At 72.8% G+C, this 25,797-nt stretch carries 19 protein-coding genes and 1 pseudogene; 7 read left to right on the top strand and 13 right to left on the bottom strand.

Annotation, left to right across the window (positions count from 1 at the left end; genetic code table 11):
* Positions 1 to 48: 48 nt before the first annotated feature.
* From ACWD5D_RS01400 to ACWD5D_RS01390, 3 genes are read right to left on the bottom strand one after another with little or no spacing between them, the layout of a single operon-like run.
* On the bottom strand, positions 49 to 1,329 hold the full coding sequence (locus tag ACWD5D_RS01400) for an ABC transporter substrate-binding protein (protein ID WP_451370727.1): 1,281 nt from the start codon (positions 1,327 to 1,329) through the stop codon (positions 49 to 51).
* A complete protein-coding gene (locus ACWD5D_RS01395) occupies positions 1,329 to 2,162 on the bottom strand; it encodes a carbohydrate ABC transporter permease (protein ID WP_451370726.1) in 834 nt (277 codons plus the stop codon). Before ACWD5D_RS01395 ends, ACWD5D_RS01400 begins: the two co-directional genes overlap by 1 nt.
* Entirely contained in the window at positions 2,159 to 3,064 is a 906-nt protein-coding gene (locus ACWD5D_RS01390; protein ID WP_451370725.1) for a carbohydrate ABC transporter permease, read from the bottom strand. The genes ACWD5D_RS01395 and ACWD5D_RS01390 overlap by 4 nt, the downstream gene beginning before the upstream one ends.
* Positions 3,065 to 3,221: 157 nt before the next feature.
* On the opposite strand from ACWD5D_RS01390, the gene ACWD5D_RS01385 reads away from it, so the two are divergent.
* Positions 3,222 to 4,085: a phosphotransferase enzyme family protein gene (locus ACWD5D_RS01385; protein WP_451370724.1), complete on the top strand. Its 864-nt coding sequence runs from the start codon at positions 3,222 to 3,224 to the stop codon at positions 4,083 to 4,085.
* 159 nt (positions 4,086 to 4,244) lie between these two features.
* Here ACWD5D_RS01385 and ACWD5D_RS01380 read toward each other — a convergent pair whose 3' ends face one another.
* From ACWD5D_RS01380 to ACWD5D_RS01365, 4 genes are all read right to left on the bottom strand, one after another.
* Positions 4,245 to 4,970, bottom strand: a complete 726-nt coding sequence (locus tag ACWD5D_RS01380) for an exonuclease domain-containing protein (RefSeq protein ID WP_451370723.1) — start codon at positions 4,968 to 4,970, stop codon at positions 4,245 to 4,247.
* 101 nt (positions 4,971 to 5,071) lie between these two features.
* Positions 5,072 to 6,310 (bottom strand): SAV2148 family HEPN domain-containing protein, encoded by a 1,239-nt coding sequence (locus ACWD5D_RS01375; RefSeq protein ID WP_451370722.1) that lies wholly within the window; start codon positions 6,308 to 6,310, stop codon positions 5,072 to 5,074.
* 101 nt (positions 6,311 to 6,411) lie between these two features.
* Positions 6,412 to 7,743, bottom strand: a complete 1,332-nt coding sequence (locus ACWD5D_RS01370) for a copper amine oxidase (protein ID WP_451370721.1) — start codon at positions 7,741 to 7,743, stop codon at positions 6,412 to 6,414.
* A 105-nt stretch (positions 7,744 to 7,848) separates the two neighbouring features.
* Positions 7,849 to 8,664: a Tat pathway signal sequence domain protein gene (locus tag ACWD5D_RS01365; protein WP_451370720.1), complete on the bottom strand. Its 816-nt coding sequence runs from the start codon at positions 8,662 to 8,664 to the stop codon at positions 7,849 to 7,851.
* 196 nt (positions 8,665 to 8,860) lie between these two features.
* On the opposite strand from ACWD5D_RS01365, the gene glgX reads away from it, so the two are divergent.
* The 4 genes and pseudogenes from glgX (at position 8,861) to ACWD5D_RS01345 (ending at position 15,244) form a co-directional block, all read left to right on the top strand.
* A complete protein-coding gene (gene glgX, locus ACWD5D_RS01360; RefSeq protein ID WP_451370719.1) occupies positions 8,861 to 10,969 on the top strand; it encodes a glycogen debranching protein GlgX in 2,109 nt (702 codons plus the stop codon).
* Positions 10,970 to 11,062: 93 nt separating this feature from the next.
* Entirely contained in the window at positions 11,063 to 13,453 is a 2,391-nt protein-coding gene (gene treY, locus ACWD5D_RS01355; RefSeq protein WP_451370718.1) for a malto-oligosyltrehalose synthase, read from the top strand.
* A 135-nt stretch (positions 13,454 to 13,588) separates the two neighbouring features.
* Positions 13,589 to 13,888, top strand: a pseudogene (locus ACWD5D_RS01350) (dihydrolipoyl dehydrogenase); the annotation flags it as partial.
* 105 nt (positions 13,889 to 13,993) lie between these two features.
* A complete protein-coding gene (locus ACWD5D_RS01345) occupies positions 13,994 to 15,244 on the top strand; it encodes a M14 family zinc carboxypeptidase (RefSeq protein ID WP_451370717.1) in 1,251 nt (416 codons plus the stop codon).
* A 36-nt stretch (positions 15,245 to 15,280) separates the two neighbouring features.
* On the opposite strand, the gene ACWD5D_RS01340 is transcribed toward ACWD5D_RS01345, so the two are convergent.
* A complete protein-coding gene (locus ACWD5D_RS01340) occupies positions 15,281 to 15,694 on the bottom strand; it encodes an SSI family serine proteinase inhibitor (RefSeq protein ID WP_451370716.1) in 414 nt (137 codons plus the stop codon).
* 114 nt (positions 15,695 to 15,808) lie between these two features.
* Positions 15,809 to 16,363 (bottom strand): FHA domain-containing protein, encoded by a 555-nt coding sequence (locus ACWD5D_RS01335; protein WP_451370715.1) that lies wholly within the window; start codon positions 16,361 to 16,363, stop codon positions 15,809 to 15,811.
* A 173-nt stretch (positions 16,364 to 16,536) separates the two neighbouring features.
* Between ACWD5D_RS01335 and treZ the strand changes: the two genes are divergently transcribed.
* Positions 16,537 to 18,282 (top strand): malto-oligosyltrehalose trehalohydrolase, encoded by a 1,746-nt coding sequence (treZ, locus tag ACWD5D_RS01330; protein ID WP_451370714.1) that lies wholly within the window; start codon positions 16,537 to 16,539, stop codon positions 18,280 to 18,282.
* Between the two features lie 101 nt (positions 18,283 to 18,383).
* On the opposite strand, the gene ACWD5D_RS01325 is transcribed toward treZ, so the two are convergent.
* From ACWD5D_RS01325 to ACWD5D_RS01315, 3 genes are all read right to left on the bottom strand, one after another.
* Positions 18,384 to 19,328 (bottom strand): aminoglycoside phosphotransferase family protein, encoded by a 945-nt coding sequence (locus ACWD5D_RS01325; protein ID WP_451370713.1) that lies wholly within the window; start codon positions 19,326 to 19,328, stop codon positions 18,384 to 18,386.
* A gap of 52 nt (positions 19,329 to 19,380) precedes the next feature.
* On the bottom strand, positions 19,381 to 20,508 hold the full coding sequence (locus tag ACWD5D_RS01320) for a M24 family metallopeptidase (protein WP_451370712.1): 1,128 nt from the start codon (positions 20,506 to 20,508) through the stop codon (positions 19,381 to 19,383).
* Positions 20,509 to 20,995: 487 nt separating this feature from the next.
* Positions 20,996 to 21,631: a PDZ domain-containing protein gene (locus ACWD5D_RS01315; RefSeq protein WP_451370711.1), complete on the bottom strand. Its 636-nt coding sequence runs from the start codon at positions 21,629 to 21,631 to the stop codon at positions 20,996 to 20,998.
* A 197-nt stretch (positions 21,632 to 21,828) separates the two neighbouring features.
* Between ACWD5D_RS01315 and ACWD5D_RS01310 the strand changes: the two genes are divergently transcribed.
* Complete coding sequence (locus ACWD5D_RS01310) at positions 21,829 to 23,394, top strand: hypothetical protein (RefSeq protein WP_451370710.1); 1,566 nt, start codon at positions 21,829 to 21,831, stop codon at positions 23,392 to 23,394.
* Between the two features lie 7 nt (positions 23,395 to 23,401).
* Here the strand turns inward: ACWD5D_RS01310 and cyc2 are convergent, their stop codons facing one another.
* The gene (cyc2, locus tag ACWD5D_RS01305; protein WP_451370709.1) at positions 23,402 to 25,594 is read right to left on the bottom strand and encodes a germacradienol/geosmin synthase Cyc2; all 2,193 of its coding nucleotides are present in this window, start codon (positions 25,592 to 25,594) and stop codon (positions 23,402 to 23,404) included.
* Positions 25,595 to 25,797: the final 203 nt, after the last annotated feature.

Genomic DNA, 25,797 nt, shown 5'->3' with positions numbered 1-25,797 from the left:
TCGTTCAATTCAATTAGCTCGAGCGGCGGTCGCCGCGACCGCGAACGCTCAGCGCTGGTACCGGGCCAGGACCAGGTTGCCGTCCTTCTCCAGGCGACCGCGCAGGTCGTCGAGGCCGATCGAGCCGCTGTAGTACTCCTGGAAGGCGGGGGTGGCCACCTTGTCCTTCCACTCGGGATAGCCGCGCACGGACTGGGCGGGCGCGGGGCGCAGGTGCGCCGCGAGGGCGGTGCCGGTGGCCCAGCCGTTCTTCGCGGTGTGCAGGTCAGGGTCCTTCAGGGCCCGGGTGCCGGTGGGCAGCATCCAGTCGCCGAGGGCGAGACGGACCATGTTCCGCGGCCGCAGCAGGAAGTCGATGAACGCTGCGGCCTCCTTCTTGTGCGGGCAGTCCGCGGCGATGGACAGGGTCTGCGGACTGACGCCCTGGGTGAGCCCGTCCGCGCCCGCGGGGGCGGGCAGCACCTCCCACGCGAAGCCCTTGGGGGCCTGCTGAACAATCTGCTGGCGGTAGGAGAAGCCCAGCGGGACCATCGCGTACCGGCCGCCGAAGAAACCGGGCAGCGTGTCCGAGCCGCCGCTGCCGAGCGTCGAGGCGGGGGCGCTGTGATCGACGGCGACCTGGTCGTGGACGGTGCGCGGCACGACGGCGTCGCCGTCCCCGAAGCGCACGGTCACCTTGCCGTCGGCGCCCCGGTGGAAGAGGCCGCCGCCCGCCGAGAGGGACAGGTTGAGGGTGGCGGAGACGGGCTCCTTCAGCGGCCAGGCCACGCCGTACTTCCCCGCACCGCTGAGCTTCTTGGTGACCTGCCGGAACTCGGCCCAGCTCCACGGGTGTTCCGGGGTCGGTATGCGCACCCCCGCCGTGCGCAGCCACCGGGTGTTGGCGATCAGCACCCGGGGTTCCTGGAGGAAGGGCACGCCGTAGACGCCGTCCCCGAAGGTCGCGGTGTCCCAGCCGCTCCGCGGGATGTCGGACCTGAGCGTTGCGGGCAGCAGCTGGGTCAGGTCGGCGAGGTAGCCGCCGTACGCGAAGTCGGCGAGGTCGTCGGAGGCGTCGTGGATGACGTCCGGGGCCTCGCCGCCCTCGAAGGAGGTGAGCAGCTGGTCGTGCACGCTGTCCCAGCTTCCCTGGACGTACTCGACCTTGACGTCCGGATGGCTCGCGTTCCACTCCCGCACGAGTTCCTTGTTGGCGGCGACGGACTCCTGCTGCCAGGCCAGGGACTGGAAGCGCAGGGTGACGGGGCCGCCCTTGCCGTGCCCGCCCGAGGAGCAGCCGGCGAGGAGCAGCAGGAGGACGAGAACGGCGGTCGTGATCCTGGTCCGCATCAGCTCTTCACCGCCCCGGCGATCAGGCCGCCCGTGATCCGCCGCTGGATGAGGGCGAACACGAGCAGGGAGGGCAGGGTGGCGAGGAACGCGGCGGCGGCCAGCGGACCGAGGTCCGCGGCGCCCTCCGCGCCGATGAAGTGGGTGAGGACGACCGGGAGCGTCTGCTTTCCCGGGCTCTTCAGCAGCACGAGCGCGAAGAAGAACTCGTTCCACGCCGTGACGAACGCGAACAGCGCCGTCGCCGCGATGCCCGGTGCGAGCAGCGGCGCGGTCACCGACACCAGGGTCCGCAGCCGCCCGGCGCCGTCGACGGCGGCCGCCTCCTCCAGCTCGGCCGGCACGGCCCGCACATGGCCGACCAGCATCCACAGCGCGAACGGCAGCGCCCACACCACGTAGACCAGCACCAGTCCGGGCAGCGAGTCGATCAGCCGCAGGTTCTTCAGCACCAGGAACAACGGGATGATCAACAGCACGAACGGGAAGGCCTGGCTGACCACCACCCATCCGCTCGCCGCCCGCGAGAGCAGGGTGCGGCGCCGTGCCATGACGTACGCCATCGGGGTCGCGACGAGCACGGCGACGACGGCGGCGCCGAGCGCCGCGAGCAGGGAGTTGAGCGCGGCGTGCAGCAGCGGCTGTTCGTCGAAGGCCTGGCGGAAGTTGGCCAGGGTGGGGTGGCGCGGGATCCAGGTGGGGTGGAGGCTGCCCAGCTCGCGCGGCGACTTGAACGCGACGGACAGCAGCCACAGGAGCGGGAAGGCCAGGAAGAGGAGGTAGGCGAGCAGGGCCGCGTACTGGCCGGCCCGGGCGGCGGGGCGGGTCCTCATGCGTCCTCGCCTCCCCGCAGCCGGCCGGCGAGGAACACCGCGAGCAGGATCGAGATCACCGCGACCATCACGCATCCCATCGCCGCCGCGTAGCCGAACTGGCCGTAGCGGAAGGCCTCTTCGTAGGCGAACAGCATGGGCAGGCGGGTCTTGCCGCCGGGCCCGCCGTTCGTGAGCACGTACACCAGGGCGAAGGAGTTGAAGTTCCAGATGAGGTTGAGCGCGGTGATCGCGAGGGCCACCGGTCTGAGGGCGGGCCAGGTGACCGTGTGGAAGCGGCGCCAGGCTCCGGCGCCGTCCACGGCCGCCGCCTCGTGCAGTTCGCGCGGGGTGTTCTGCAGTCCGGCGAGCAGGGCGACCGTGGTCTGCGGCATGCCCGCCCAGACGCCGACGACGATGACGGCGGGGAGCGCGGTGCCGATTCCGCTCAGCCAGTCCCGGCCGTCGCCGAGGCCGAGGTCGTGCAGGGTCTCGTTGAGGACGCCCGCGTCCGGGTTGTAGACGAGGCGCCACATGATGCCGACGACGACCTCGGGCATGGCCCACGGCACGATGGCGAGGGCGCGGGCCGCCCAGCGCATCCGTAAGTCCTGGTTGAGCAGGAGGGCGAGGCCGAGGGCCAGCAGGAACTGGGGCACCGTCACGCCGATCGCCCACAGCAGGCCGATCCGGAACGACTCCCAGAACAGCGTGTCGTGCAGCAGGTCCTGGAAGTTGAGGCCGCCGATCCACCGGGTGGGCGCCGTCCGGCCGGACTGGGAGTCGGTGAACGCCAGCAGGATGCCGTACAGCAGCGGGCCCACGCTGAGGACGAGGATCGGGATGAGAGCGGGCAGGACCAGGAACCAGGCGCCGGGACCGGCGCGCCGGGTCGGCCCTCTCGCTTCGGCCACTGATGTCATGGAATCAGCCCCTTTGCCAGATCCGATTGGCATGCTCATGGTCGTAAAGCGGCCGGGCCTCGTCAAGGGCCCGCGCACACGGCCCGACCTGTGCGAATGCGAGACTGGCCGGGGACCGGGCACGCACGGCACGGGACGAACGGCACGGAGGCGGACGATGGACGAGGCACGGGCGCGGGACGTACTGGCCGCGGCGCGGGTGCTGCCGGGCACGGCACGGGACGCGCGGCTCCTCGCCCTCGGCGAGAACGCGGTGTTCGCCTCGGGCGACCTCGTCGTCAAGGTGGGCCGCGACGCCGAGCTGCTGGACCGGGCCCGCCGGGAGCTGGAGATCGCCGGCTGGCTGGAGCAGGCGGACGTACCGGCGGTGCGGTCCGCCGAGCCGAAGCCGCTGCTGGTCGACGGACACCCGGTGACCGTGTGGCACCGACTGCCCGAGCCGGTACGGCCGGCCGAGCCCGGGGACCTCGCCCGACTGCTCCGGATCGTGCACGCACTTCCCGCTCCCCCCTTCGCACTGCTGCCCCGCGACCTGCTGGGCGGTGTGGAACGCTGGCTGCGGCTCGCGGGCGACGCGATCGACCCCGAGGACGCGGCGTATCTGCGGGAGCGCCGGGACGGCTTCGCGTCCGCCGCGGCCGCACTGACGCCCCGTCTGGCGCCGGGCCCCATCCACGGCGACGCCCTGCCCCGCAACGTGCACGTCGGCCCCGAGGGTCCGGTCCTGGTCGACCTGGAGACCTTCTCCGCCGACCTGCGCGAGCACGACCTGGTGGTCATGGCCCTGTCCCGCGACCGCTACGGCCTGCCCGCCGACGCGTACGACTCCTTCACCGGGGCCTACGGCTGGGACGTACGCGAGTGGGAGGGCTGCGGCGTGCTCCGCGGGGCCCGCGAGACGGCCAGCTGCGCGTGGGTCGCCCAGCACGCGCCGACCAACCCGAAGGCACGCGCGGAGTTCGAGCGCCGGGTGGCTTCCCTGCGGGACGGGGACGAGACGGTGCGGTGGTATCCGTTCTGAGGGCGCTCGGGCCTGGGCGCCGTGCGACCCGGCGCTACGGGGCGCCGGCTGCGCCGTGACGGCGGGCGGCACCGCAGCTCCCCAGGGGCGCGGGGCTGTGTCGATGTGCGGCTCCGCCGCGTGGGCGCGACCGGCCTCGACGAGCCCGCGGACGAAGTACTACGCCGGCTGCCCCTCGGAGAGCTCTCGCAACGGCCACGTCCCGTCGATCACCGCACCGGCTTCCCCCTTGCGGCGCAGGAACGTCTGGAAGTCCGCCGCCCACTGCGCATACCACTCGATCTGGCGGCGGTGCAGTTCAGCTGTTCCCATGCCGGCGATCTTGGGGTGCCGGGACGCTATCGCCGAGGCGAGGCGCGCCGCGGCGAGGGCGTCGGCCGAGGCGTTGTGCGCGGCGTCGAGGACTATGCCGTACTCGGCGCAGACCGCTTCCAGGTTGCGCTTGCCGCGGCGGTAGCGGTCGACGCGACGGTCGATGGTGTAGGGGTCGACGACCGGTGCGGGCTGTGCGCCGCCCAGTCGGTCCGAGAGGGACGGCAGTCCGTGGCGGCGCAGTTCGGCGGAGAGCAGGGTGAGGTCGAAGGCCGCGTTGTAGGCGACGACCGGCACGCCCGTCTTCCAGTAGGAGACCAGCACGTCCGCGATGGCGTCGGCCACCTCGTCGGCCGGGCGGCCCTCGGCCGCCGCGCGTTCGTTGCTGATGCCGTGCACCGCCACCGCGTCGGCCGGGATCTCCACGCCCGGATCCGCCAGCCATTCCCGGCGCCCGACGGGTTCACCGGCCTTGACCTCGATCACCGAGCCGGTGACGATGCGCGCCTCGTGCGGATCGGTCCCGGTCGTCTCCAGGTCGAAGCCGATCAGCAGCTCCTGGTGCCAGCCCATGGGCGGCCCCCCTTCTCGATGGTGCTTTCCCCCAGTGATCTCCACCATCGCACGCGGCACTGACAAACCGAGGGCCGTGTTCCGCTTACCCGACGGACAGTTCAGGACACGGGGCGCGAATCCACCCAGGCCAGCTCGAATTCCTCGCGATATATGGGGAAGAGCCCTGATTCGCCCGCGTCGTCGGACTTCACCACCCGGCTGCCGCCCCGCAGCACCAGCACCGGCGACTCCATCCCGCGCGCCCCGCGCAGATAGGACTGCACGACGCCGATGCCGTCGGCGCCGTCGCCGTCCACCAGATAGGCGGTGAACCGGGGCGTCTCGTCGTACACCTGGATCTGGAAGGCGTCCGGGTCGCGCAGCCGGGACCTCACCCGGCGCATGTGCAGGATGTTCATCTCGACCGAGCGGCTCAGTTCGCCCTTCTTCATGCCCAGCTCGCGCTCGCGGCGCTTCACCGCGCTGGAGGCCGGGTTGAGGAAGAGCAGCCGCACCCGGCAGCCGGTCTCGGCGAGCCGGACCAGACGGCGGCCGGAGAAGTTCTGCACCAGCAGGTTGAGACCGATGCCGATGGCGTCGAGGCGGCGGGCCCCGCCGAAGAGGTCCTCGGCCGGGAACTGCCGCATGAGCCGCACCCGGTCCGGATGGACCGCCACGACGTCCGCGTACCGGTCGCCGACCAGGTCCTCGACCGCGTCCACGGGCAGCCGGCGCGCGGAGGGCACGTCGCCGCCCGCGCCGAGCAGCTGCAGGAGCCGGGCCGCGGCCCGCTCGGCCTGCCCCAGCACGGCCTCGGACAGGGCACGGTTGCGGGAGACGACGTTGCGGGTCACCTCCAGCTCGTCCAGGGCGAGTTCGAGGTCCCGGCGCTCGTCGAAGTACGGCTCGAAGCACGGCCAGTGCTGCACCATCAGCTCGCGCAGCTGGGGCAGCGTGAGGAAGCTGAGCACGTTGTCGTCGGCCGGGTCGAGCAGGTAGCCCTTGCGGCGGCTGACTTCACGGACGGCGACGGCCCGCTGCACCCACTCCTGTCCGGCCGGGCCGGCCGCGGCCACCACCCATTCGTCGCCGTGGACGGGTTCGTAGATGGGCCGCAGGACGGCGGCCACGACCGCGCGCAGCCGCTGTTCGACAAGGTTCAGCCAGATGTAGGCCCGGCCGGCCCGCTGGGCGCGGGTGCGTACCTCGCGCCAGGCGTCGGCGCCCCAGTCCAGTTCCGGTCCGATGGAGCCCGCGTCCATCGGACGGGCGAGGGACACCGCGCCGGGCGGGACGTCCGTGGAGTTCCCCTCGTGACCCTCGTCACCAGGGGGCAGCTCCAGCCCTCCCGACCCCACCCGCGCACCGCCTTCCGTCCCCGGTCATTCCCCGTCCCAACGATCAAGGAAGGGTACTCCGGGAGCGGTCGGCGGTGCAGCCGGATGGACAGGTCGGTTTCTCAACTGCGTGGCCGCCAATGGCCGTTCTGCCAGCCGAGCTCGTCGGGAGTGAGCGGATTCATAGCGGTGACGTCCCTGGGAGCGATGGCGAAGCCCTGCCAGTGGATCGGCATGGGCTGCTGGTCCTCGTCGCGGGCGATGTGGTGGAAGCCGACGTTCATCCAGACCACGGGGTGAGTGAGGCTCTGGCCGTTGACCCACGCGTCGACGGACTTGCCCGCCCCGGCCGGGCAGGTGCCCGGGTTGTTGCTGGCGAACTGCTCGCACTTGTTGTACTCGGTGAAGTACACGTCGTGCCTGGTGAAACTGCGGCCCGGGTACTTGGTGGTGGGCCCGGGGACGATCTCGTACGAACGGGCGTGCCCGTCCTTGTTCTTGCCGGTCTCGCTGACGACCCGCCACCAGCGGTACGTCTTGTAGTCACCGGCGAGTTCCTTGGTGACCTTGGTGCGCGTGGTCTTGTTGGTGGGTGCCTGGCTGCCGCGGGCGGGCGGGGTGACGGCCGAGTCGTACTGCTCGACCTTCGTCCTGGACGAGCCGTCGAGGCCGAAGTCGAGCCGCCAGAAGACGTTGTGACTGTGGCTGGTGGCGTAGGCCTTGGCGCCCTTGCCGATGGGCCAGCCGCGGCCGTCGCCGGCGTCGTAGTCGTCGTAGGACAGGCTGCCGGTGGCGCCGACGTTCATGTCGACGGTGCCGTCGTCCTGGAAGCGCCACTCGGTCATGTACTCGTACCAGCCGACCTGGTTGACCGTGTAGACGAGCAGGTCCTTGCCCTGTGCCTGGAAGACCTTGTTCGCGCTGTCGCCCTGCATGCGGTAGGCGTGGCCGCGTGAACGTGTGGTCGTGCACAGGCCGTTGACGTTCGGGTGCCGCGGGTCCCAGGCGCTCGGGACCTTGACGGTCTTTATGGTGCCGCCGGGGCACTCGCCCGGTGCCAGGTTCACCAGGCCCTGGGCGAAGCCGAAGCCGGTGAGGTCGTCGTACTCGACGCTGCCGTCGTCGTAGGGGACGTCGATCTGGGCGAGGCGGGCGCTGTTGAGGACCTTGATCGGCTTCGGCTCGCCCTTGGGCTGGTAGGAGACGTTCTCCAGGACGAGTCCGGCCTTGCTGTCGTAGCGCCAGCACATCCGCCAGGTGGTACCGCTGGAGAGCTTCTGCTCGATCCGGTAGGCGGCGCTGCAGTCGGCGGCGGAGGCGGCCGTGGCGGCGGTGGCCGTCCTGGGCTGGGCGACGGCCGGGCCGGCGCCGGCGGTCGCGCCGGCGGCCAGGGCGGCGACGGTGAGGCCGACGCCCGCGCGCGTGCGGGCACGGCGCATCGTGTTGTCACGCATGACGAGGAGACTCCCTTGCAGAAGGCGCAAGTCGGAAAATTTGATGGGCTGCCGGACTGCCGGGCTGCCGGGCTGCTGGGCTGCCGGGCTGCCGGGCTGCCGGACTCAGTGGCGGTCGAGCTTCGCGACCTTGCGCGCGCTCAGGTCGACGACGAACCACCGGGCGTCGATCCAGGGGCCGTTCACGACCTTCGGGAACAGCCGGACGCAGCGGTGCTCACCGCACTTGTCGAGCACGGCGGGCTGCCCGCCCGGAATGGCCCGGTAGACCGCGCCGTTGAGCAGCAGCTGGTCCGGGGAGGTCAGCTCGCGGCCGGTGGCGTCCTTGTAGTCGGCCCTGAGGCCCGCGCCCAGCGGATCGGCGATCAGCAGCTTCGCCGCCTCGGCGTTCTCGGCCCGGCTCAGGGGCGGCTGGACGCCGTGCCGGCGGGTGGTCTGCTCGACCTTGCCGGTCTCCAGGTTCACCGTCCTGGTGACCAGCTCGTCGCTCCGGTAGTCGTAGAAGGTCACGTCGGCGCGGCGCGGCGCGCTCGGGTCGTCCAGTTCGTCCGCCGTGGCCGGGTCGGCGAGGTCGACGCCGAGGCGCTCGGGTCCCCGGTCGCCGTCGACGTTCTCGCCCGCGCTCAGCATCTGCCTGTCCACGGCGATCTTCTCGACCCGCCGGATCTCGTCGTCGGTCAGCGGGTCGCGGCCGGTGCCCTTCTCCCCCTCGGCCGGCGCCCGCTCCACCACGCCCGGCCGAACCGCCGGCGCACCCTCTCCCGCCTGTCGCGCGGCCTGGGTGCCGCCGCCCTTGCCACCGGTCTCGTCCGCCCCCGCCGTGCCCGGCAGGGTGATCCCGACCATCACCGCGGTCCCGGCCACCGCCAGAGCCGCCCCCGCCATCACCTTGCCCAGATGGCGGTGCACTGTCTCACGCACATCTTCCCCCTGCTCCCCGTACGTCCCGGGAGTACGTCTTTACCCCACTGGTTCGGCGCACGGCGGGTAGTCAGGCCGCCGTGCGCACCGGTCGGCCGGTAAGAGGGGCGCGACCGGCGGGCGGTTCCGTCATTTTCGGGCAGACTCGGGGCCGAAGGCGGCCCCCTCGGGCGGCACACCTGGGAGAGTCGTCCCCATGCAGGTCTGGCCTGGAGAGGCATATCCGCTCGGCGCCACCTATGACGGCGCGGGAACCAACTTCGCGGTCTTCACGGAGGCCGCGGACCGAGTAGAGCTGTGTCTGCTGCACGACGACGGCTCGGAGACGGCGGTGGAACTGCGCGAGAGCGACGCGTTCGTCCGGCACGCGTACGTGCCGGGCGTGATGCCGGGACAGCGGTACGGGTTCCGGGTGCACGGCCCGTACGACCCCGGCCGCGGGCTGCGCTGCAACTCCGCGAAGCTGCTGCTCGACCCGTACGCGAAGGCGATCAGCGGCGCGATCCGGTGGGGCGAGGAGGTGTACGGCTACCACTTCGGCGCACCCGAGCGGCGCAACGACCTGGACTCGGCGCCGCACACCATGACCTCGGTGGTGATCAACCCGTACTTCGACTGGGGCGACGACCGGCTCCCGCGCACCGAGTACCACCACACGGTGATCTACGAGGCCCACGTCAAGGGCCTGACCATGCGTCATCCGGGGCTGCCGGAGGAGCTGCGCGGCACGTACGCGGCGCTCGCCCACCCGGCGGTCATCGACCACCTGACCACGCTCGGCGTGACGGCGCTGGAGCTGATGCCCGTACACCAGTTCGTGAACGACCACCGGCTGGTCGACATGGGCCTGAGCAACTACTGGGGCTACAACACGGCCGGCTTCTTCGCCCCGCACAACGCCTACGCCTCCTGGGGCGACCGCGGCCAGCAGGTACTGGAGTTCAAGTCGGCGGTCCGGGCGCTGCACGAGGCCGGGATCGAGGTCATCCTCGACGTCGTCTACAACCACACGGCCGAGGGCAACCATCTGGGTCCGACGCTGTCCTTCAAGGGCATCGACAACCCGTCGTACTACCGGCTGGCCGCCGATCGTCGCTACTACACGGACACCACGGGCACCGGGAACTCGCTGCTCATGCGGTCCCCGCACGTACTCCAGATGATCATGGACTCGCTGCGGTACTGGGTGACCGAGATGCATGTCGACGGGTTCCGCTTCGATCTGGCGGCGACCCTGGCCCGGCAGTTCCACGAGGTGGACCGGCTGTCGTCGTTCTTCGACCTGGTCCAGCAGGATCCGGTGGTCTCCCAGGTGAAGCTGATCGCGGAGCCGTGGGACGTGGGTGAGGGCGGCTACCAGGTGGGCAACTTCCCGCCGCTGTGGACCGAGTGGAACGGCAAGTACCGCGACACCGTGCGCGACCTGTGGCGGGGCGAGCCGCGGGCACTCGCCGAGTTCGCCTCCCGGCTGACCGGTTCGTCGGACCTCTACCAGGACGACGGGCGCCGCCCGCTCGCCTCCATCAACTTCGTGACCTGCCACGACGGCTTCACGCTGCACGACCTCGTGTCGTACGACGAGAAGCACAACGAGGCCAACGGCGAGGACGGCCGGGACGGCGAGAGCCACAACCGGTCCTGGAACTGCGGCGCCGAGGGCGAGACCGACGACCCGAACGTCCTCGGGCTGCGCAAGCGCCAGATGCGCAACTTCGTCGCCACGCTGATGCTGTCCCAGGGCGTGCCGATGATCAGTCACGGCGACGAGTTCGCCCGTACCCAGCGCGGCAACAACAACGCCTACTGCCAGGACAACGAGCTGACCTGGCTGGACTGGTCCGAGGAGAGCGGCGACCTGCTGGAGTTCACGCGCGCGATGGTGTGGCTGCGCCGGGACCACCCGGTGTTCCGGCGCCGGCGTTTCTTCCACGGGCGGCCGGTGGAGGGCACGCACGACGACCTGTCCGACATCGCGTGGTTCACACCGGAGGGCGAGGAGATGACCCAGCGGGACTGGGACTCGGCGCAGGCGTCCGCGCTGACGGTGTTCCTGAACGGCAACGCCATCTCCGAGCCGGGACCGCGCGGGGAGCGCATCGCCGACGACTCCTTCCTGCTGATGTTCAACGCCTCGCCGGACCCGCTGGACTTCGTCGTGCCCGTCGACCACGGACGGCAGTGGCAGGTGGCCGTCGACACGGCCGACCCGGACGGGGTGCCGTCGGGGACGGGTGCGAAGGTCGCGGCCGGCGACCGCATCACCCTGCCGGACCGCAGCCTGACGGTGTTGCAGAGGCCCGCGTGAGCGGCCCGGTCGAGGGGTGGGTACAGGACCTCGTTCAGGGGGTCGCGCGGGGTCGATGACACGAAAGGGGGCGGGCTGGGTACGTAGGGTTGCATGACTTCTGCGCGACCCGGCCCGGGGGTGCCCACGGCCACCTACCGGCTGCAGCTCCAGCCCGCGTTCCCGTTCGCCGCCGCCGCGGCGGCCGTCCCGTACCTGGCGTCGCTCGGCGTCTCGCACCTGCACCTGTCCCCCGTCCTGGAGTCCGTGCCGGGTTCCACGCACGGGTACGACGTCGTGGACCACGCGCGCGTGCGCGAGGAACTCGGCGGCGAGGTGGGCCTGCGCGCGCTGGCGCGCACCGCGCGGGAGCACAGTCTGGGCCTGGTCGTGGACATCGTCCCGAACCACATGGCGATGGTGCCCCGGCACAACCACGCCCTGTGGGAGGTGCTGCGCGAGGGCCCCGGTTCGCCGTACGCGCGCTGGTTCGACATCGACTGGGAGGCGCGGGGCGGGCAGGTGCTGGTGCCCGTGCTCGGCGGGCCGATCGGGAGCGAGCGGGAGCACCTGGTGGTCGACGGCGGCGTCCTGCGCTACCACGACCACGTCCTCCCGCTGCGCGAGGGCACCGAGGAACTGCCGCTGCCCCGGCTGCTGGACGCGCAGTGGTACCGCCCGGTGTGGTGGCGTCTGGCCCGCACCGAGCTGAACTACCGGCGCTTCTTCAGCATCTCGGAACTGATCGGGGTCCGCGTGGAGGACCCGGAGGTGTTCGAGGCCACCCACGCAAAGATCCTCCAGCTGCTGGCGGAGGGCGTGGTCGACGGGCTGCGCGTCGATCACCCGGACGGGCTCGCCGACCCGGACGGCTACCTGGAGCGGCTGCACGAGGCGACCGGCGGCCGCTGGATCGTGGTGGAGAAGATCCTCGCCGACAGCGAGCACCTGCCGGCCTCCTGGCCCGTCGCGGGCACCACCGGCTACGACGCCCTGCGCCACGTCGACGGCCTGTTCACGGACCGGGCCGGAGCCGGTGAACTCCTGGACGGCTACCGGGCCTTCGCGGCCCCGCAGACGGACCGGGGCGGCGACTGGGCGGCCACGGTGCGGCGCGCGGCCTACCTGGTGCTCACGCACGAGCTGGCCGCCGAGACCGACCGGCTCACCCGGGTGACCGCCCGGCTGTGCGCCGCCTCGCCGGACCTCTCGCTGCGCGACCGGGCTCCGTGGGCGCTGCGCACCGCCCTGGAGGAGCTGCTGGTGCGGATGCGGGTGTACCGGCCGTACGCCTCGGGTGACGCGGCCGCCGTGGTCACCGAGCGGGCGGCCGAGGAGGCGCGGGCGGCCTTCCTGGTGCCCGAGGAGGCCGGGGCGGTCGGGGTCGTACGCCGGCTGCTGGTCGAGCCCCCCGACGACGGTCCTGCCGAGGACCGCGCCGGCCGGGCGGAGCTGTGCGCCCGGTTCGCGCAGACCGCGTCGGCGCTGCGGGCCAAGTCCGTGGAGGACACGGCGTTCTACCGGTACGTGCCGCTGCTGTCGGCGACCGAGGTGGGCGGCGATCCGGGCCGCCCGGGTGTGTCCCCGGAGGACTTCCACGCGTACTGCGCGCGCGTGCAGCGCGACTGGCCGCTCACCGGCACCGTCGTCACGACGCACGACACCAAGCGCAGCGCGGACGTGCGGGCGGCGCTGGCCGTGCTCACCGAGTGCCCCGGCCGCTGGGCGAAGCTGCTCGCCGAGGTGTCCCGTGACGAGGACGCCGTCCCGGACGGGCAGTTGGCCTGGGCCGCCTGGCAGACGGTGTTCGGGCTGGGCCCCGCGGACGAGGAACGGGTCCGGCGGGCGCTGCTGAAGCACGTGCGCGAGGCGGGCCTGTACACCAGCTGGACCGAGCAGGAGCCGCCGTACGAGGAGGCGGTGGCCGCCTTCGTCGCGGCCGGGCCGTGCGGGCCGCCCGGCGAGCGCGTGGCCGCCTTCCGCAAGGCCCTGGAGCCGCACATCCGGGCCAACGTGCTGGGCATCGCCCTGGTCCATCTGACGATGCCGGGGGTGCCGGACGTGTACCAGGGCACGGAGAGCGAGTACCGGGCGCTGGTGGACCCCGACAACCGGCGGCCGGTGCCGTTCCCGGCGGCGGCGCCCGGCGAGAAGGACGCCCTGACGGCGGCGGCGCTGCGGCTGCGCGCACGCCGGCCCGGCGCCTTCGGCGCGACGGCGGCGTACGCCCCGCTGGCCGCCGACGGCCCGGCGGCCGGTCACTGCGTGGCGTTCACACGCTCCGGTGAGGTGGTGACGGCGGTGACCCGGCTCTCGCTGCGGCTGGCTCAGGCGGGCGGATGGCGGGAGACGAGGCTGGCCCTGCCACCCGGGCGGTGGGCGGACGTGCTCACACCGGGACGGGAGTTCACGGGGCACGCGCGCGTGGCGGAGCTTTTCGAGGGGGTTCCGGTGGCGCTGCTGGAGCGGGCCGGGGAGGGCGGCGGGGCGAGCCCGGGCGGCTGAGGGGATTCAGCCCTTCCGCGCCGCCGTCGGCTCACGGTCGGCGTTCGCACCGGGCGGCGTGGCGGTGGCTCCCGGAGAGGGCCAGGCGGTGTGCGTGAGGGCCACGAACGCCGCCGCGGCCCGGGGGGGGCGGTACGCGCGCGTGGGCACCAGGCGGACGTGAACACGCTGCCGCCGACCGCCGTCGCCAAGGCGACGGCGCGCGGACGGGGCGCAGTGGTGAAGGTCGTCGCCGAGGCCGGCGGCCGCCAGGTCCTCGGCGTCCATCTGATGGGTCCGAACGTGTCGGAGACGATCGCCGAGAGCCGGCTGATCGTCGGCCGGGACGCCCGGCCCTCGGACGTGGCCCGGCACGTGCACGCGCATCCGACGCTGTCGGAGGCGATGGGCGAGGTGTTCTTGACGCTCGCGGGCCAAGGCCCGCACCAGCGGTGAGCCGCGCATCCCGGCGCCCCCTGGTGCGTCCCCCACCGTGTCCTTGACAGTTCACCCATGCCGTGCGGCACTGGGAGGGCGAAGCCGGGCGGACACGAGTCGGGGGTGAGTCTCCTGCCGGTGCTGCGCTATCCCAGCGTTCCCGAACTGGTCGCCTTCGCAGGGGCGTTGGCCGCCCAGGAGCCCGGTCTGTGCGCACTGCGACAGGTGGGGCTCTCGCGGGCCGGGCGGCCCCTGCACCTGCTGTCGGTGGGGCACGCCCGCCGGTCGGTGCTGGTGGTGGCGGGCGCCCATGCCAACGAGCCGACCGGGGGCTCCACCCTGCGGACACTGGCCGAACGGGTACTGGTGGACAGGGAGTTGCGGACCGCGACGTCCTGGCACTTTCTGCTCTGCGCCGATCCGGACGGCGCGACTCTGCATGTGACGCCGGCGCCGCGCAGCCTGCTCGAGTACCACCGCGGCTTCTACCGGCCGACGGGCGCCGAGCAGCCCGAGTGGGCTCCGTCGGTGCTGCCCCCCGACCGGCTGCCGCCCGAGACCCGCGCGCTGACCGGCGTGATCGACGAACTGCGCCCCTATCTTCAGGTGACCCTGCACGGCACCGATCTGGGCGGCAGCTGGGTGCAGTTGACGAAGGACGTGCCGGGGCTCGCCGAGCCGTTCGCGAAGTCGGCGGCGGAGCTGCACATTCCGGTGGAGACGGGCGCCGCGGACGCGGCGGGCTGGCCGGCCTCGGGGCCGGGCGTGCACGTCATGCCGGGCCCGGACTCGCGCGCCGCCTACCCGAGCATGCCCGACGACGCGCGGCGGAGCACCTGGTACCACGCGCACCGCTACGGCGGTCTGACGGCGGTGGTGGAGGTGCCGATGTGGGCCAGCGACCTGGTGGACGACCCGGCGCCGCACCCGGCGCCGGCCGCGGCGCTGCGGCGGGTGGCCGCGCGGCTGCTGCGGGACGCGACGGAGGTGGAGGGGGTGCTGGCCGAGGCGCTGCCCCGGCTGGACGGCGCGGACGGGCCGCTGCTGCGGGCCGCCCGCTGGGCACTGGAGCTGATCCCCGGCCTGGCGCAGGACTGGAGCGACACCCAGCCGGCCGGGACGACGATGGCGTACGTCGGCAGCGTGGACGCCTTCGGACGGCGGCTGCCGCTGCGGGCGGCCGCGATGCTGCTGCGGGTGCTGCGGGAGACGGACGACCGGGCGGTGCCACGGCTCGAACACCTCGTCGCCTCCTGGTGCGAGGCCTTCGCGGTGCGCTTCCGGGCCCGCTGGGTGCCGTTGGAGCATCAGGTCGAGCATCAGGCCAGGACGGTGCTGGTGGCGGCGCAGCAGGCCCGTGAGCGGGTGGCATGAAGGCCGTACGCCACCCGCTCGGTCCGTCGGCGCGGCTCAGCGGTCCAGGGCGAACACCGATCCGGTCCGCGCGTTCATGACGCAGGCATTGGTGTACGTCTCCCGGAAGTCGACCGCCCGTCCGTTCCACCGCCCACGGGCGTGGGCGGTCACGGGGGCGTAGATCATCGTGCAGAAGACGTCCTTCTGCGGGATGCGTGCGATGTCGCCGCCGGCCGCGGCGAGTTCGGCGCACGCCTCGGCCGCGTGCGGGTGACCCGCGGGCGGGTCGCACAGCAGCAGGGTGCCGCGGGTGCCGCCGGCCGGGGCCTCGCCGCGGGTGACGGTCAGGAAGAGCCAGTTGCCGGCGCGTGCGTCGCGGGGCGCCGCCTGGGCGGGGCCCGCGGTGAGGAGGCCGGCCGCGGCCAGCAGGGCGCCGGCGGCCGCTGTCGCTCGGGTGAGGTACGTCATTCCCGATGCATCGGCACGGGCGCCCGTGTTCCCCACCCGACTCACCCGAACGGGATCCCACCCGGCTCACCCGAACGGGATCTCACGCGCGCGTTGCGGGTGACCGCGAGCGTGTCAGTGGGCCGACAGCCGGAAGGCCATCTCCCCGAAACCGACCATGTCGCCCTCGGACACGACGACGGCGCCGACCACGCGGCGGCCGTTGACCGTGGTGCCGTTGGTGGAGCCGAGGTCCCTGAGGACCCATGTGCCGCCTTGGCGGCGCAGCTCGGCGTGCACCCGGGAGACCGTGTCGTGGTTCAGGCGCAGTCCGCTGGCGGGGTCGCGGCCTATGCGCAGCGGATACCCGTGCGCCGGGTGCGGCAGCAGCAGCTTGGGCAGCCGCTCGGCCTGCCACGCGCGGCGCAGCCGTACGGTGAAGCCGGAGAGGGCCTCGACGGTGCCGATCACCGCGCGGGAGAAACGGTTCTCGTTGGGCAGGTCGGCGGTGAGCACGGCGAGTTCGTCGGCGCGGCGCGCGGCCAGCGCCAGCTCCATGCGACGCACGAACGTGTCGTGCGACAACCGGCCCATCGCGACGCCGTCTCGCAGCACCTGCAGCACCTTGTCGCGCTCCGCGTCGGAGAGCCGAGCCGCATATGTGGGGAACTCGAAGGAGGACGACGTCACGTTGGTGATTGTCGGCCAGTGAACCCCGGGTGTCCAGGAAAGGGGGGAAGGGCGGCCACGCGCGGGACTTCCGCGACACCCGCCGGGAAAGGCCGGATTCGAAAGCGGATTGATCGTTTTCGCGGCACGATGGACCCGCTACATCACGGTGAGCAGACGAAGGGGAACCGTCCGTGCAGTTCGAGGTGTGGGCACCGAAAGCAGACCGAGTGACGCTCCACTGCGGCGACGCCACGCGCGCGTTGGAACGCGATCCCGGACGGGCGGGATGGTGGGCCGGGGAGGCGGCGGGCGAGGACGGCACGCGCTACGGCTTCGCGCTGGACGACGGCCCCGTACTGCCCGATCCGCGCTCGCGCCGCCAGCCGGACGGTCCGGACGGCCCGAGCGCTGTCGTGGATCACGAGCGGTACGCGTGGCGTGCCCCGTGGGCGGGGCGCGGGCTGCCGGGAGCGGTGCTCTACGAGCTGCACGTGGGGACGTACACGCCCGAGGGCACGCTCGACGCCGCCGCGGGCCGACTCGAGCATCTCGCCGAACTTGGCATCACCCATGTCGAGTTGATGCCGCTGTGCCCCTTCCCCGGGCGGCACGGCTGGGGGTACGAGGGGGTGTCGCCGTGGGCGGTGCACGAGCCGTACGGCGGTCCCGAGGCACTGAAGCGGTTCGTGGACCGGGCGCACGAGCTGGGCCTCGGGGTCGTCCTGGACGTCGTGCACAACCACTTGGGCCCCTCCGGCAACCACCTGCCCGCGTTCGGGCCGTACTTCACGGACACGCACCACACGCCCTGGGGCTCGGCGGTGAACCTGGACGCGCCCGGCTCGGACGAGGTGCGCGCGTACTTCCTGGGCAGCGCGCTGGCCTGGCTCAGGGACTACCGACTCGACGGGCTGCGCCTGGACGCCGTGCACGCGCTGCACGACACGCGCGCGTGCCACTTCCTGGAGGAGCTGTCGGCGGCGGTCGACGCCCTCGCCGACGAGGTGGGCCGGCCGCTGTTCCTGATCGCCGAGTCCGACCTGAACGACCCGCGGATCATCGCCCCCCGCGAGGAGCACGGTCTCGGGGTGCACGCGCAGTGGAACGACGACTTCCACCACGCCCTGCACACCGCGCTGACCGGCGAGTCCCAGGGCTACTACGCGGACTTCGCGCGCGCCTCGCTCGGCGCGCTCACCAAGACGCTCACCGGTGGCTACTTCCACGACGGCACGTACTCCGGCTTCCGGGGCCGCGGCCACGGCCGGCCGCTGGACCGCGCGCGCGTGGCCGCCCACCGGTTGCTGGGCTACAGCCAGACCCACGACCAGGTCGGCAACCGCGCCCAGGGGGACCGGCTCGCGGCCCACCTCTCCCCCGGTCTGCTGGCCTGCGCGGCCACGCTCACGCTGACCGCGCCGTTCACACCGATGCTGTTCATGGGCGAGGAATGGGCGGCGGGCACGCCCTGGCAGTTCTTCACCGACCACACGGACCCGGAGCTGGCCGAGGCCGTACGGCGGGGCAGGCGGCGGGAGTTCGCGGCGCACGGCTGGGCCGAGGAGGACGTACCCGACCCGCAGGACCCGGCGACCCGCGACCGGTCCTGCCTGGACTGGTCGGAGCCCGGACGCGAACCGCACGCGCGCGTGCTGTCCTGGTACCGGCGGCTGATCGCACTGCGCCACGACGAGCCGGACCTCACCGACCCCGATCTCGCGGACACGAAGGTGGCGTACGACGAGGAGCGGCGCTGGCTGGCGTTCCGCCGCGGGGACGTCCGGGTCGCGGTGAACCTGGGCAAGGACCCGGCGGCGATCCCCCTGGGCACCGGCCGTGTCGAGGTTCTCGCCGCCTGGGACCCGGTGGAGGCCCCGGGGCCGGACGGCCTGCTTCAGGTGCCGGGCGAGTCCTGCGTGGTGCTGAAACAGCCCTGAGGGAGGTCGTACCGGGCGCCCCGGACGAGCGGACGGGGCGCCCGGCCGCGGCACGCCCGGCCACCGGTTGCCTTCACGGGCGGCCCGGCCGGAGGGGCTTCCTAGGACTCCGCCTCGTCGTCCTTGAGCTCGCTGACCCACTCCAGCATGATCGGCTCCCAGGCGCGGCGCAGCCGGGTCCTGAGCAGCGGCAGGTCGCCCGGGGCGCGGCCCTCGACGTGGTCGGTCAGGCGCATGACGGTGTCGCAGCGGGCGAGCCACAGGCCACGAAGGCAGGGGCGGGCGCCGTAGCCGGCGAGGGTGGCGGCGCGGACGGCCGCCGGTGAACCGACGGCGACGGCGAGCCCGGCGATGTCCTCGGCCGGGTCGCCGATCGCCGCCTCGGTCCAGTCCAGGATGCCGCGGACCCGCCCGTCGGCGCTGACCACCACGTGCTCGCCGACGAGTCCGTGATGGGTGAGCACGGCGACTCCGTGCTGTGCGGCGAGCTGCGCGGCGCCGGGCGGGGTGAGCTGGTGCAGCCGCGCGGCGTCGAACTCCTCGGCGGCGGCGAGCCGTTCGGCCGCGTGCACCGCCATACGGCGCAGCGCCTCCAGGGAGCGTGGGGCGACACGCGGCACGCCGAGTGTCTCGGCCTGCCGTACGGGCACCGCGCGCAGACCGGTGAGCAGCCCGGCGAGGTCGGCCTCGCCGACGGCGGAGACGTCGTGCTCGTCCGCGGTGCCACCGGGCAGCAAGGCGTCGAGCGTGTAGGCGAGGCCGGGTGCCCAGTCGCCGTGCGCGACGCTCGTCGGCACGGAGACCGGCACGTGCGGGCGCACCAGGTCGCGCAGCCGCAGTTCCCGGCGGCGGCGCACGGAGGCCTCGCGGTCGGGTGCGAGCCGCAGCACATGGCGGGTGCCGACCCACCAGGTGTGCTCCCGGCTCCTCGTGACCGGGCGGACGTCGGGGCCCGCGGCGCCGTTCGCCGTCTCCGTGCCCTCCTTGAGCAGCGAACGGACCAGTCTGCGCACGGTGTCCGCGGTGGGTGTCGGTGCCTGGGTCATGGTCGCGTCGTCGCCGTTCCCGGATGTCGTCCTGGTGTGTCTCCTGGCTCTGTCAGTCCACTATGACCATCTCACGGGTGGTGTCGTTGAGGCGGCGGCCGCCGTCCTCGGTCACCGTGACGATGTCCTCGATGCGCACCCCGAAGCGGCCGGGCAGGTAGATGCCGGGCTCCACGGAGAAGCACATGCCGGGCACAAGGGGCTGTTCCTCGCCCTCGATCATGTACGGCGGCTCGTGCGTGGTGACGCCGATGCCGTGCCCGGTGCGATGGATGAAGTACTCGCCGTACCCGGCGTCGGTGATCACCGCGCGCGCGGCGCGGTCGACCTCCTGGCAGGCCACCCCGGGACGCACGGCCCGAAAGCCCGCTTCCTGCGCGGCGCGCACGATGTCGTGGACCCGGCGTTCCTCCTCGGTCGGTTCGCCGACGTGGACCGTGCGCGTGGTGTCGGAGCCGTAGCCGTTCTTGAGGCCGCCGAAGTCGAGGACGACCATGTCCCCGTCCCGGATGACGCGGTCGCCGACCTCGTGGTGCGGATTGGCGCCGTTGGGGCCGGAGCCGACGATGGTGAAGTCGACCTGGGAGTGCCCGAAGCGGCGCAGCAGGTCCGCGAGGTCGCCCCCGACGTCGGACTCGCGGCGGCCGGCGAAGGGAACCTTCCGGATCTCCTCGAACGTTGCGTCGGCAGCCGCTCCCGCGGCTGCCAGGAGCTCCAGTTCGGCCGCGTCCTTGACCGCGCGCAGCATGGGCAGGGCGTCGGTGAGGGAGGCGTAGGAGCTGTCCGGCAGCGTGCGCTGGAGGCCCAGCAGGTGCATCGCCCAGGTGTTGTCACTGATGCCGAAGCGTCCCCGGTCCTCGAGGAGGCCTGCGGTGACCGCGTACGGGTCCGTGCCGTCGGTCCAGTCGCGCAGGGTCAGCGCGGTCGCGCCGGCCGCCGCCTCCGCGTCGGGTGCCTCCAGGGTGGGCACGACGAGCACGGGGGCGCGGCCGGGGGCGAGGACCAGCACGGTGAGCCTTTCGGTGACCGCGGTGGGCGTGTACCCGGTCAGCCACACCATGTCCGGTCCCGGCGCCACCAGCAGTCCCGCGAGACCGGCGTCGGCCGCGGCGCGCGCGGCGCGCTCCATGCGGGCCCGGTAGTCGTCGGCGGTGAAGGGCGCGGGAGTCGTACTGGTCATCCGGGCCTCCGAGCGCGGTCGAGGTGACAGGGGCGAAGCGGTCTCGGGCAGCATCCTGCCCGGCCGAACAGGGCGACGCGAGCCGATCGCGGGGTCCCGCGACCGCGGCTTGCGGGGCCGGCGATCGGCACGGGGCCATGATGACGCGCGGGGCGGGGTGTGACCAGCGGGTTTCCGGGTGAGGCGGGGCTCGGGGTGATGGTCGGGTGTGGGGGCCGGCGATCGGATGGTCCGGCCGGTGGTCGCGGTATTCGGAACCTGCGCGCTCATTCCGGGGAGCGATCGGAAATTGCGGCCGAAGCACGTAAATATGGTCGATGGTTCGGAGAAACGGTCCGGTGGTCGGCCATACGCTCCGGCGCGCGGCCTGCGGTCCACCGGCCGGGCGAGCGGGCGGGACCCCGGCCTGCCGTCCGGTGCTTGGGAACTGATCCGGAGTCCGGCCCGGAGTCGGCGCTCGGGCCGCGGTCCCGCGGCCCGGCGCCGGTCAGGTCAGCACGCCCGGGACCACCTTCAACTGCTGGTAACCGCCGCCGTGGTGGCGCACGGTGAGGGTCACCTCCGTACCCGGGCCGGCCTGGGCGACGGCTCGGGCGAGGTCGGCCGCGGCGTTGACGCGGGTGTTGCCGAACTGGAGCAGGACGTCGCCGCGGACCAGGCCCGCCGTGTAGCCGGGGCCCGGCACGTGGACGCCGGTCACCAGCGCCCCCGCCTTCTCGGCGTCGACGACCTCCACGCCCAGGGTGGCGCCGGGCCGGGCCCCGGCCGGACCCGGGGCCACGGGAGCGGCGGACGCGGCGGGCGCGGCGGGTGCAGCGGGTGCGGCGGATGTGCCGGGTCCGGTGGGCGCGGCCTTGGGCGGGTCGGCGCCCGGCGGCGCCTGCTGCCGCATCTCGGCCAGCTTGCTCATGCCGATCACCGTGGCGCCGACGGTGCCGAGTCCGACCCCGCAGAGCACCAGGGCGGTGCCGATGAACAGGCAGAACAGCAGGGCTCTGATCCGCCGGCCGCGGCGCCGCGCGGCATGCGGGCGCCGGACGGGAGCGGCCGTACCCCCGCCCGCGCCACTGTCCCTCCGTTCCTGACCGGGCATCGGCTTGGGACGCAACGCAGTCTGTTCCATGGTTCGCTCGCCTCCGGCTGGTGCTTACCCGGGGCGCCGGGCCGCGACAAGACACGAACGAGTGAGACTGGCCGGAGGGTGGCGGAGGGTAGCCATGGAGGGTCCGCGTGGAGGATCCGCAGGGAAGGCGCCTGGCAGGTCCCCCTCGGACCCAGGATCCACCCTCGCTGTCAGTGGCGGCTGTTACGTTCGGTGACATGACCGATCACGCGCTGCGGATGCTGCGACAGCACCGGAACCTCGCCGAACTGGCGGCGTTCCCCTTCAACTTCGACCTGGAGCGTGCCCGCCATGGCGAAGCGGTGCGCCTGGCCTCCGGCGGCCCACTGGAGGTGCTCGCGGGGGACGACACGGGAGGCACGTACTTCCGGTGTGCGGACGGTTCGATGCTGTACGCCGACTCGGAGGGTTCGGCCGGGATCATCGGGACGAGCGTCGACGAGGCGCTGGAGATCATGATCGCTCTGCCCGGCTGGCACGACTACCTGGACCTGTCGCCGGCGGACGGTGAGGAGGCGATCCTCGCGTGCGTGGCCGAGACCGAGGACGACATCCGCGAGTCCTACGGCATAGACGCCGAGCGTACGGAACTGCGCACCGCCCTCGGCCTGCCCGAGCGGTCCCCGGTCGAGCTGATCGGGCTGCTGCACTCGGCACTGCTGCGCACGGAACCGGACCACGTGCTGCTGCTCGACGCCGAGGAGAGCCTGGCCTACAACCTGCTCGACCGGCATCCCCGCCCGCCACTGTGGGAGCCGGTGCTGCAGCGCGGCCGTACCGACCTCGCGCTGCTGCGCGCCGGGGACGCGGCGGCCCGCGCGGCGGTGGCCGGTGATCCGGTACGCCGCCGGCTGGTGCTGCGCGCCGCCCAGTTCGACCGCTCGGACGACGACCTCGCCCTGCTCCGGGAGCTGCTGCCCCGGGAGGCGGAATCGTCGATGACCGACGAGCTGCGCCTGGCCGCGGTCCTGGTGGGCCTGCACGGGGACCCGGCGGACCTGACGCTGCTGAACGAAGTGCGGGAAACGGACTTCGACACCTATTGCGGCCTGGGCGGGATACCGGAGCCCGGCGCCGGCGGGGCGGAACTGCGCCGCTGGGCGGAGGACTTGGACGCGTCCCTGTTCGGCGCGGATCCCGCCGACGAGCCGCAGTCGACGTGGACGGACCTGGCCGTGGCCCAGGGGCTCACCGAACTCGCCCGGGTCACCCTGATCCGCCGGCTGGACGCCCTCACCATGAACCAGTCCCTGCTGCGGCGCCCCGGTGCCCCCACGCGGCTCGAACCGGCCCCGCTGCGCGGGCTTGCCCACGACCTGGAGCGCCTGGGCGACCTGGAGCAGGCCCTGCGCGCACAGCGCCTGTACAACGCGCTCCAGGAGACCGCCCGGGACCGCGTGTCGGCCCGGCGGGACCTGGCCCGTCTGGAGCGGGAGACGGGCCGGCTCGTCCCGGCCGCGCGGACCCTCGCCGCGCTCCGCGACATCCTGGGCGTCCCGGACGACGGCACCCTGGAGATACCCGGCCTGGACGTCCCCGGGGACACCTCCTTGGCGCACTGGCGGGAGGTGAACCTCGGCCGGTTCGTCGCCCAGGAGCACTACGCGCTGGCCCGCGCCCTGGCCGACGCGGACCTCGTCGAGGAGGCCCGCGCCGTCCTGGCGGGAGCGGACGCGATACGCGCCGAACTGCGGGGAGCGGCCGTCCAGGGGCTGGACGATCTCGCGGCGGAGGCGGTGGAGCGAATCGGCGACGTCGGCTGACCGGACCTCAGCCGACCAGCTGGACGGGGGCCGGGGCCCGGTCGGGCAGGAAGCCGTGGGTGCGGCGGCCGAGCCACTCGGCCTTGTAGCGGTCCACGGTCCGGTGCCAGTGCAGTATGCCCGCGAGCCAGTTCCGCAGGTCGTGGACGTAGGCGTCCAGCGCCGTACGCGCCTGCCCGGAGAGCTGGAAGTCCTCGTGGAGGACGGGCAGTTCGTGTGCGACGACGTGCTCGAACTGCTCCATGCGCTGGGTCATCAGGTCGTGGATCACGGCGAGTGCGGCGGGGTAGTCCACGCCGAAGAAGTTCTGCACGACGAGGATCGCGTTGTGGATCTCGCCCTCGTGCTCGATCTCCTTCTGGTACGAGAAGACGTCGTTGATCAGGCAGGCGTAGTCGACTGCCGCGTTCTCCAGGGAGCGCACGGGGCCACTGCGGTACACCTCGGGCGGGATCGCGGGGCCCTGGCCCATCCGGCACAGGCTCAGGGTGAGGTCCGAGCCGAAGGTGGCGCGGCGCATCTCCAGGTAGTCGATCGGGTCGGGGATGCGGTTCTGCAACTGGTTGGACAGCTCCCAGACCCAGCTCTCGGTCATGCTGTCCACGGCCGTCTTCAGGGTGCGCCGCTGGTCGGCGGTCATCTCCGCCGTCGTACGCGCCCACAGGTCGATCAGCCCGCGCTCCATGGCGTTGGCCGGAGCCAGGGTCGGCGCGCCCTCCAGCGGCATGCACCGGGAGAGGCGGACCGTGGTCAGCCGGGCGGCGGTCAGGTCGCGGCGGTGGCCGAAGACCAGCGGGTAGTAGTCGTCGCCGTACGTCCCCCAGGCGAGCCACTGCGCGCTGAGGTCGAGGGCCTCGGGGGTGCCGTCCGGGTCGATGCCGGCGGAGCAGAGCGCGAGGTCGCAGGCCGCGAGCTTGTCCTCGTCCCAGACGCCCTCCTGGACGATGCCCATGCGCCGCGACCACTCGACGAGGTTGCGGCGGGTGGCCTCCAGGTGCGGGCTCAGGGTCAGCGGGAACGGCATGTGGAAGTCGGGCAGCAGGGAGGGCCCGACCTTCTGGAACGGGACATGGGAGTAGGCGCGCCGCCTCCCCCACTGCCCGAAAGACGTGGGAGGTGCCCCCATGGCCGCCGCCGAGGCCAGCAGCGCGCCGACGTCGGCGGCCGACATGCCGGCGCCTCCGGCGAGCTGCCACGGCGAGTCGGACCTGGCCCCCTTGTTCATGTAGCGGCTGGAGCGCAGATGCCATTCGTGGCCGCCGGACTGCCAGTCCTGGAGTCCCTTGGTGTAGGCGGCGACCGCGGCCACCTCGTCGGCCCTGAGCCCCTTCTCCAGGGCGAGGGCCGGGACTTCGGTGAGCGCGGTGTGCTCGAACTGGTGCAGGCGCGAGGTGAGGATGTCGTTGACGGTGTCGGCGGCCTCCTGGGTGGAGCAGCCGAAGAAGGTCTCCAGGACGAGCACGCCGTTGCTGTTCTCACCCTCCTCCTCGACCTCCCGCTGGTAGGAGAAGAGGTCGTTGCGCAGGTGGACGGCGTCGGAGAAGGTCTCCATGAGCACCCTGAGCGCCCGGCTCCCGGCGACGGCGGTGGGCACCTCGGCGGTCGCGTACTCCACGAGCCCCGCCGACCAGGGGGCCCCGCCCACCTTGCGGCGCATCTCGATGTACTCGACCGGGTTGGCGATGCGCCCCTCGTTGATGTTGGACAGTTCCCACAGCGACTCGTTGAGCAGGTGCTCGGTCGCCACGGAGAAGCGCCGGCGCCAGTCGGCGGACATCGCCGGGACCGTGCGCCTCCAGAGGTCGGCGAGACCGGCCTCCACCGGGTTCTCCGGCTCCGGCACCGGCGTCGCGGGGGCCGGCGGCATGAAGAGCGGCAGGCGGTCGAGGTGGGCCTTGCCGGCGGCGCGGTCCTGGGTGCGTTTGAACATGTCGAGGAAGTGGTCGTCGAAGAAGAACACCCAGACGTACCAGTCGGTGATGAGCGAGAGGGCGGGGCCGTCGCAGTCGGGGTGGGTGTAGGCGCACAGGAGCCCGTAGTCGTGCGCCTCCAGGTCGGCCTGTTCCCAGATCCCGGAGCCCTCGAGCATGCCCATCTCGCGCGCCCACGCGGTCGAGTGGGCACGGGCCTCGTCGACATGGGGGTTGAGCCGCGCGGGATACGGCATGTAGAAGTGCGGGAGTTCGAACGGCTGCGTCATGGCCGGGCCCTACCCGTGGCCCGGGACCCGCATCCGCCCGGCGGGACATGATCACACCATCGCGTGAAAGGCCGCCGAATCGGTGAACTGCGCGCATTCCGTGTGACGTTGAGAAGGACACGGTGGCATGGGCGGGAACGGCCGGCCGGGGCCGGGCCGTCAGCGGGTACGCCCCGTCCGCGCTCTTGCCGAGCCTGCGCGCG

This window comes from Streptomyces sp. NPDC002520, assembly GCF_053595235.1.
Note: the sequence above shows the minus strand (reverse complement) of the source record. Positions and strands in the feature narration are given on the sequence as shown.

Excerpts from the sequence above, each read along its gene's own strand:
- ACWD5D_RS01395 (WP_451370726.1), bottom strand. The coding sequence starts at position 2,162 with ATGAGGACCCGCCCCGCCGCCCGGGCCGGCCAGTACGCGGCCCTGCTC.
- ACWD5D_RS01400 (WP_451370727.1), bottom strand. The coding sequence starts at position 1,329 with ATGCGGACCAGGATCACGACCGCCGTTCTCGTCCTCCTGCTGCTCCTC.
- ACWD5D_RS01320 (WP_451370712.1), bottom strand. The coding sequence starts at position 20,508 with ATGACCAGTACGACTCCCGCGCCCTTCACCGCCGACGACTACCGGGCC.
- glgX (WP_451370719.1), top strand. The coding sequence starts at position 8,861 with ATGCAGGTCTGGCCTGGAGAGGCATATCCGCTCGGCGCCACCTATGAC.
- ACWD5D_RS01370 (WP_451370721.1), bottom strand. The coding sequence starts at position 7,743 with ATGCGTGACAACACGATGCGCCGTGCCCGCACGCGCGCGGGCGTCGGC.
- ACWD5D_RS01325 (WP_451370713.1), bottom strand. The coding sequence starts at position 19,328 with ATGACCCAGGCACCGACACCCACCGCGGACACCGTGCGCAGACTGGTC.
- cyc2 (WP_451370709.1), bottom strand. The coding sequence starts at position 25,594 with ATGACGCAGCCGTTCGAACTCCCGCACTTCTACATGCCGTATCCCGCG.
- ACWD5D_RS01340 (WP_451370716.1), bottom strand. The coding sequence starts at position 15,694 with ATGACGTACCTCACCCGAGCGACAGCGGCCGCCGGCGCCCTGCTGGCC.
- treY (WP_451370718.1), top strand. The coding sequence starts at position 11,063 with ATGACTTCTGCGCGACCCGGCCCGGGGGTGCCCACGGCCACCTACCGG.
- ACWD5D_RS01380 (WP_451370723.1), bottom strand. The coding sequence starts at position 4,970 with ATGGGCTGGCACCAGGAGCTGCTGATCGGCTTCGACCTGGAGACGACC.
- ACWD5D_RS01390 (WP_451370725.1), bottom strand. The coding sequence starts at position 3,064 with ATGACATCAGTGGCCGAAGCGAGAGGGCCGACCCGGCGCGCCGGTCCC.
- ACWD5D_RS01310 (WP_451370710.1), top strand. The coding sequence starts at position 21,829 with ATGACCGATCACGCGCTGCGGATGCTGCGACAGCACCGGAACCTCGCC.
- ACWD5D_RS01385 (WP_451370724.1), top strand. The coding sequence starts at position 3,222 with ATGGACGAGGCACGGGCGCGGGACGTACTGGCCGCGGCGCGGGTGCTG.
- ACWD5D_RS01315 (WP_451370711.1), bottom strand. The coding sequence starts at position 21,631 with ATGGAACAGACTGCGTTGCGTCCCAAGCCGATGCCCGGTCAGGAACGG.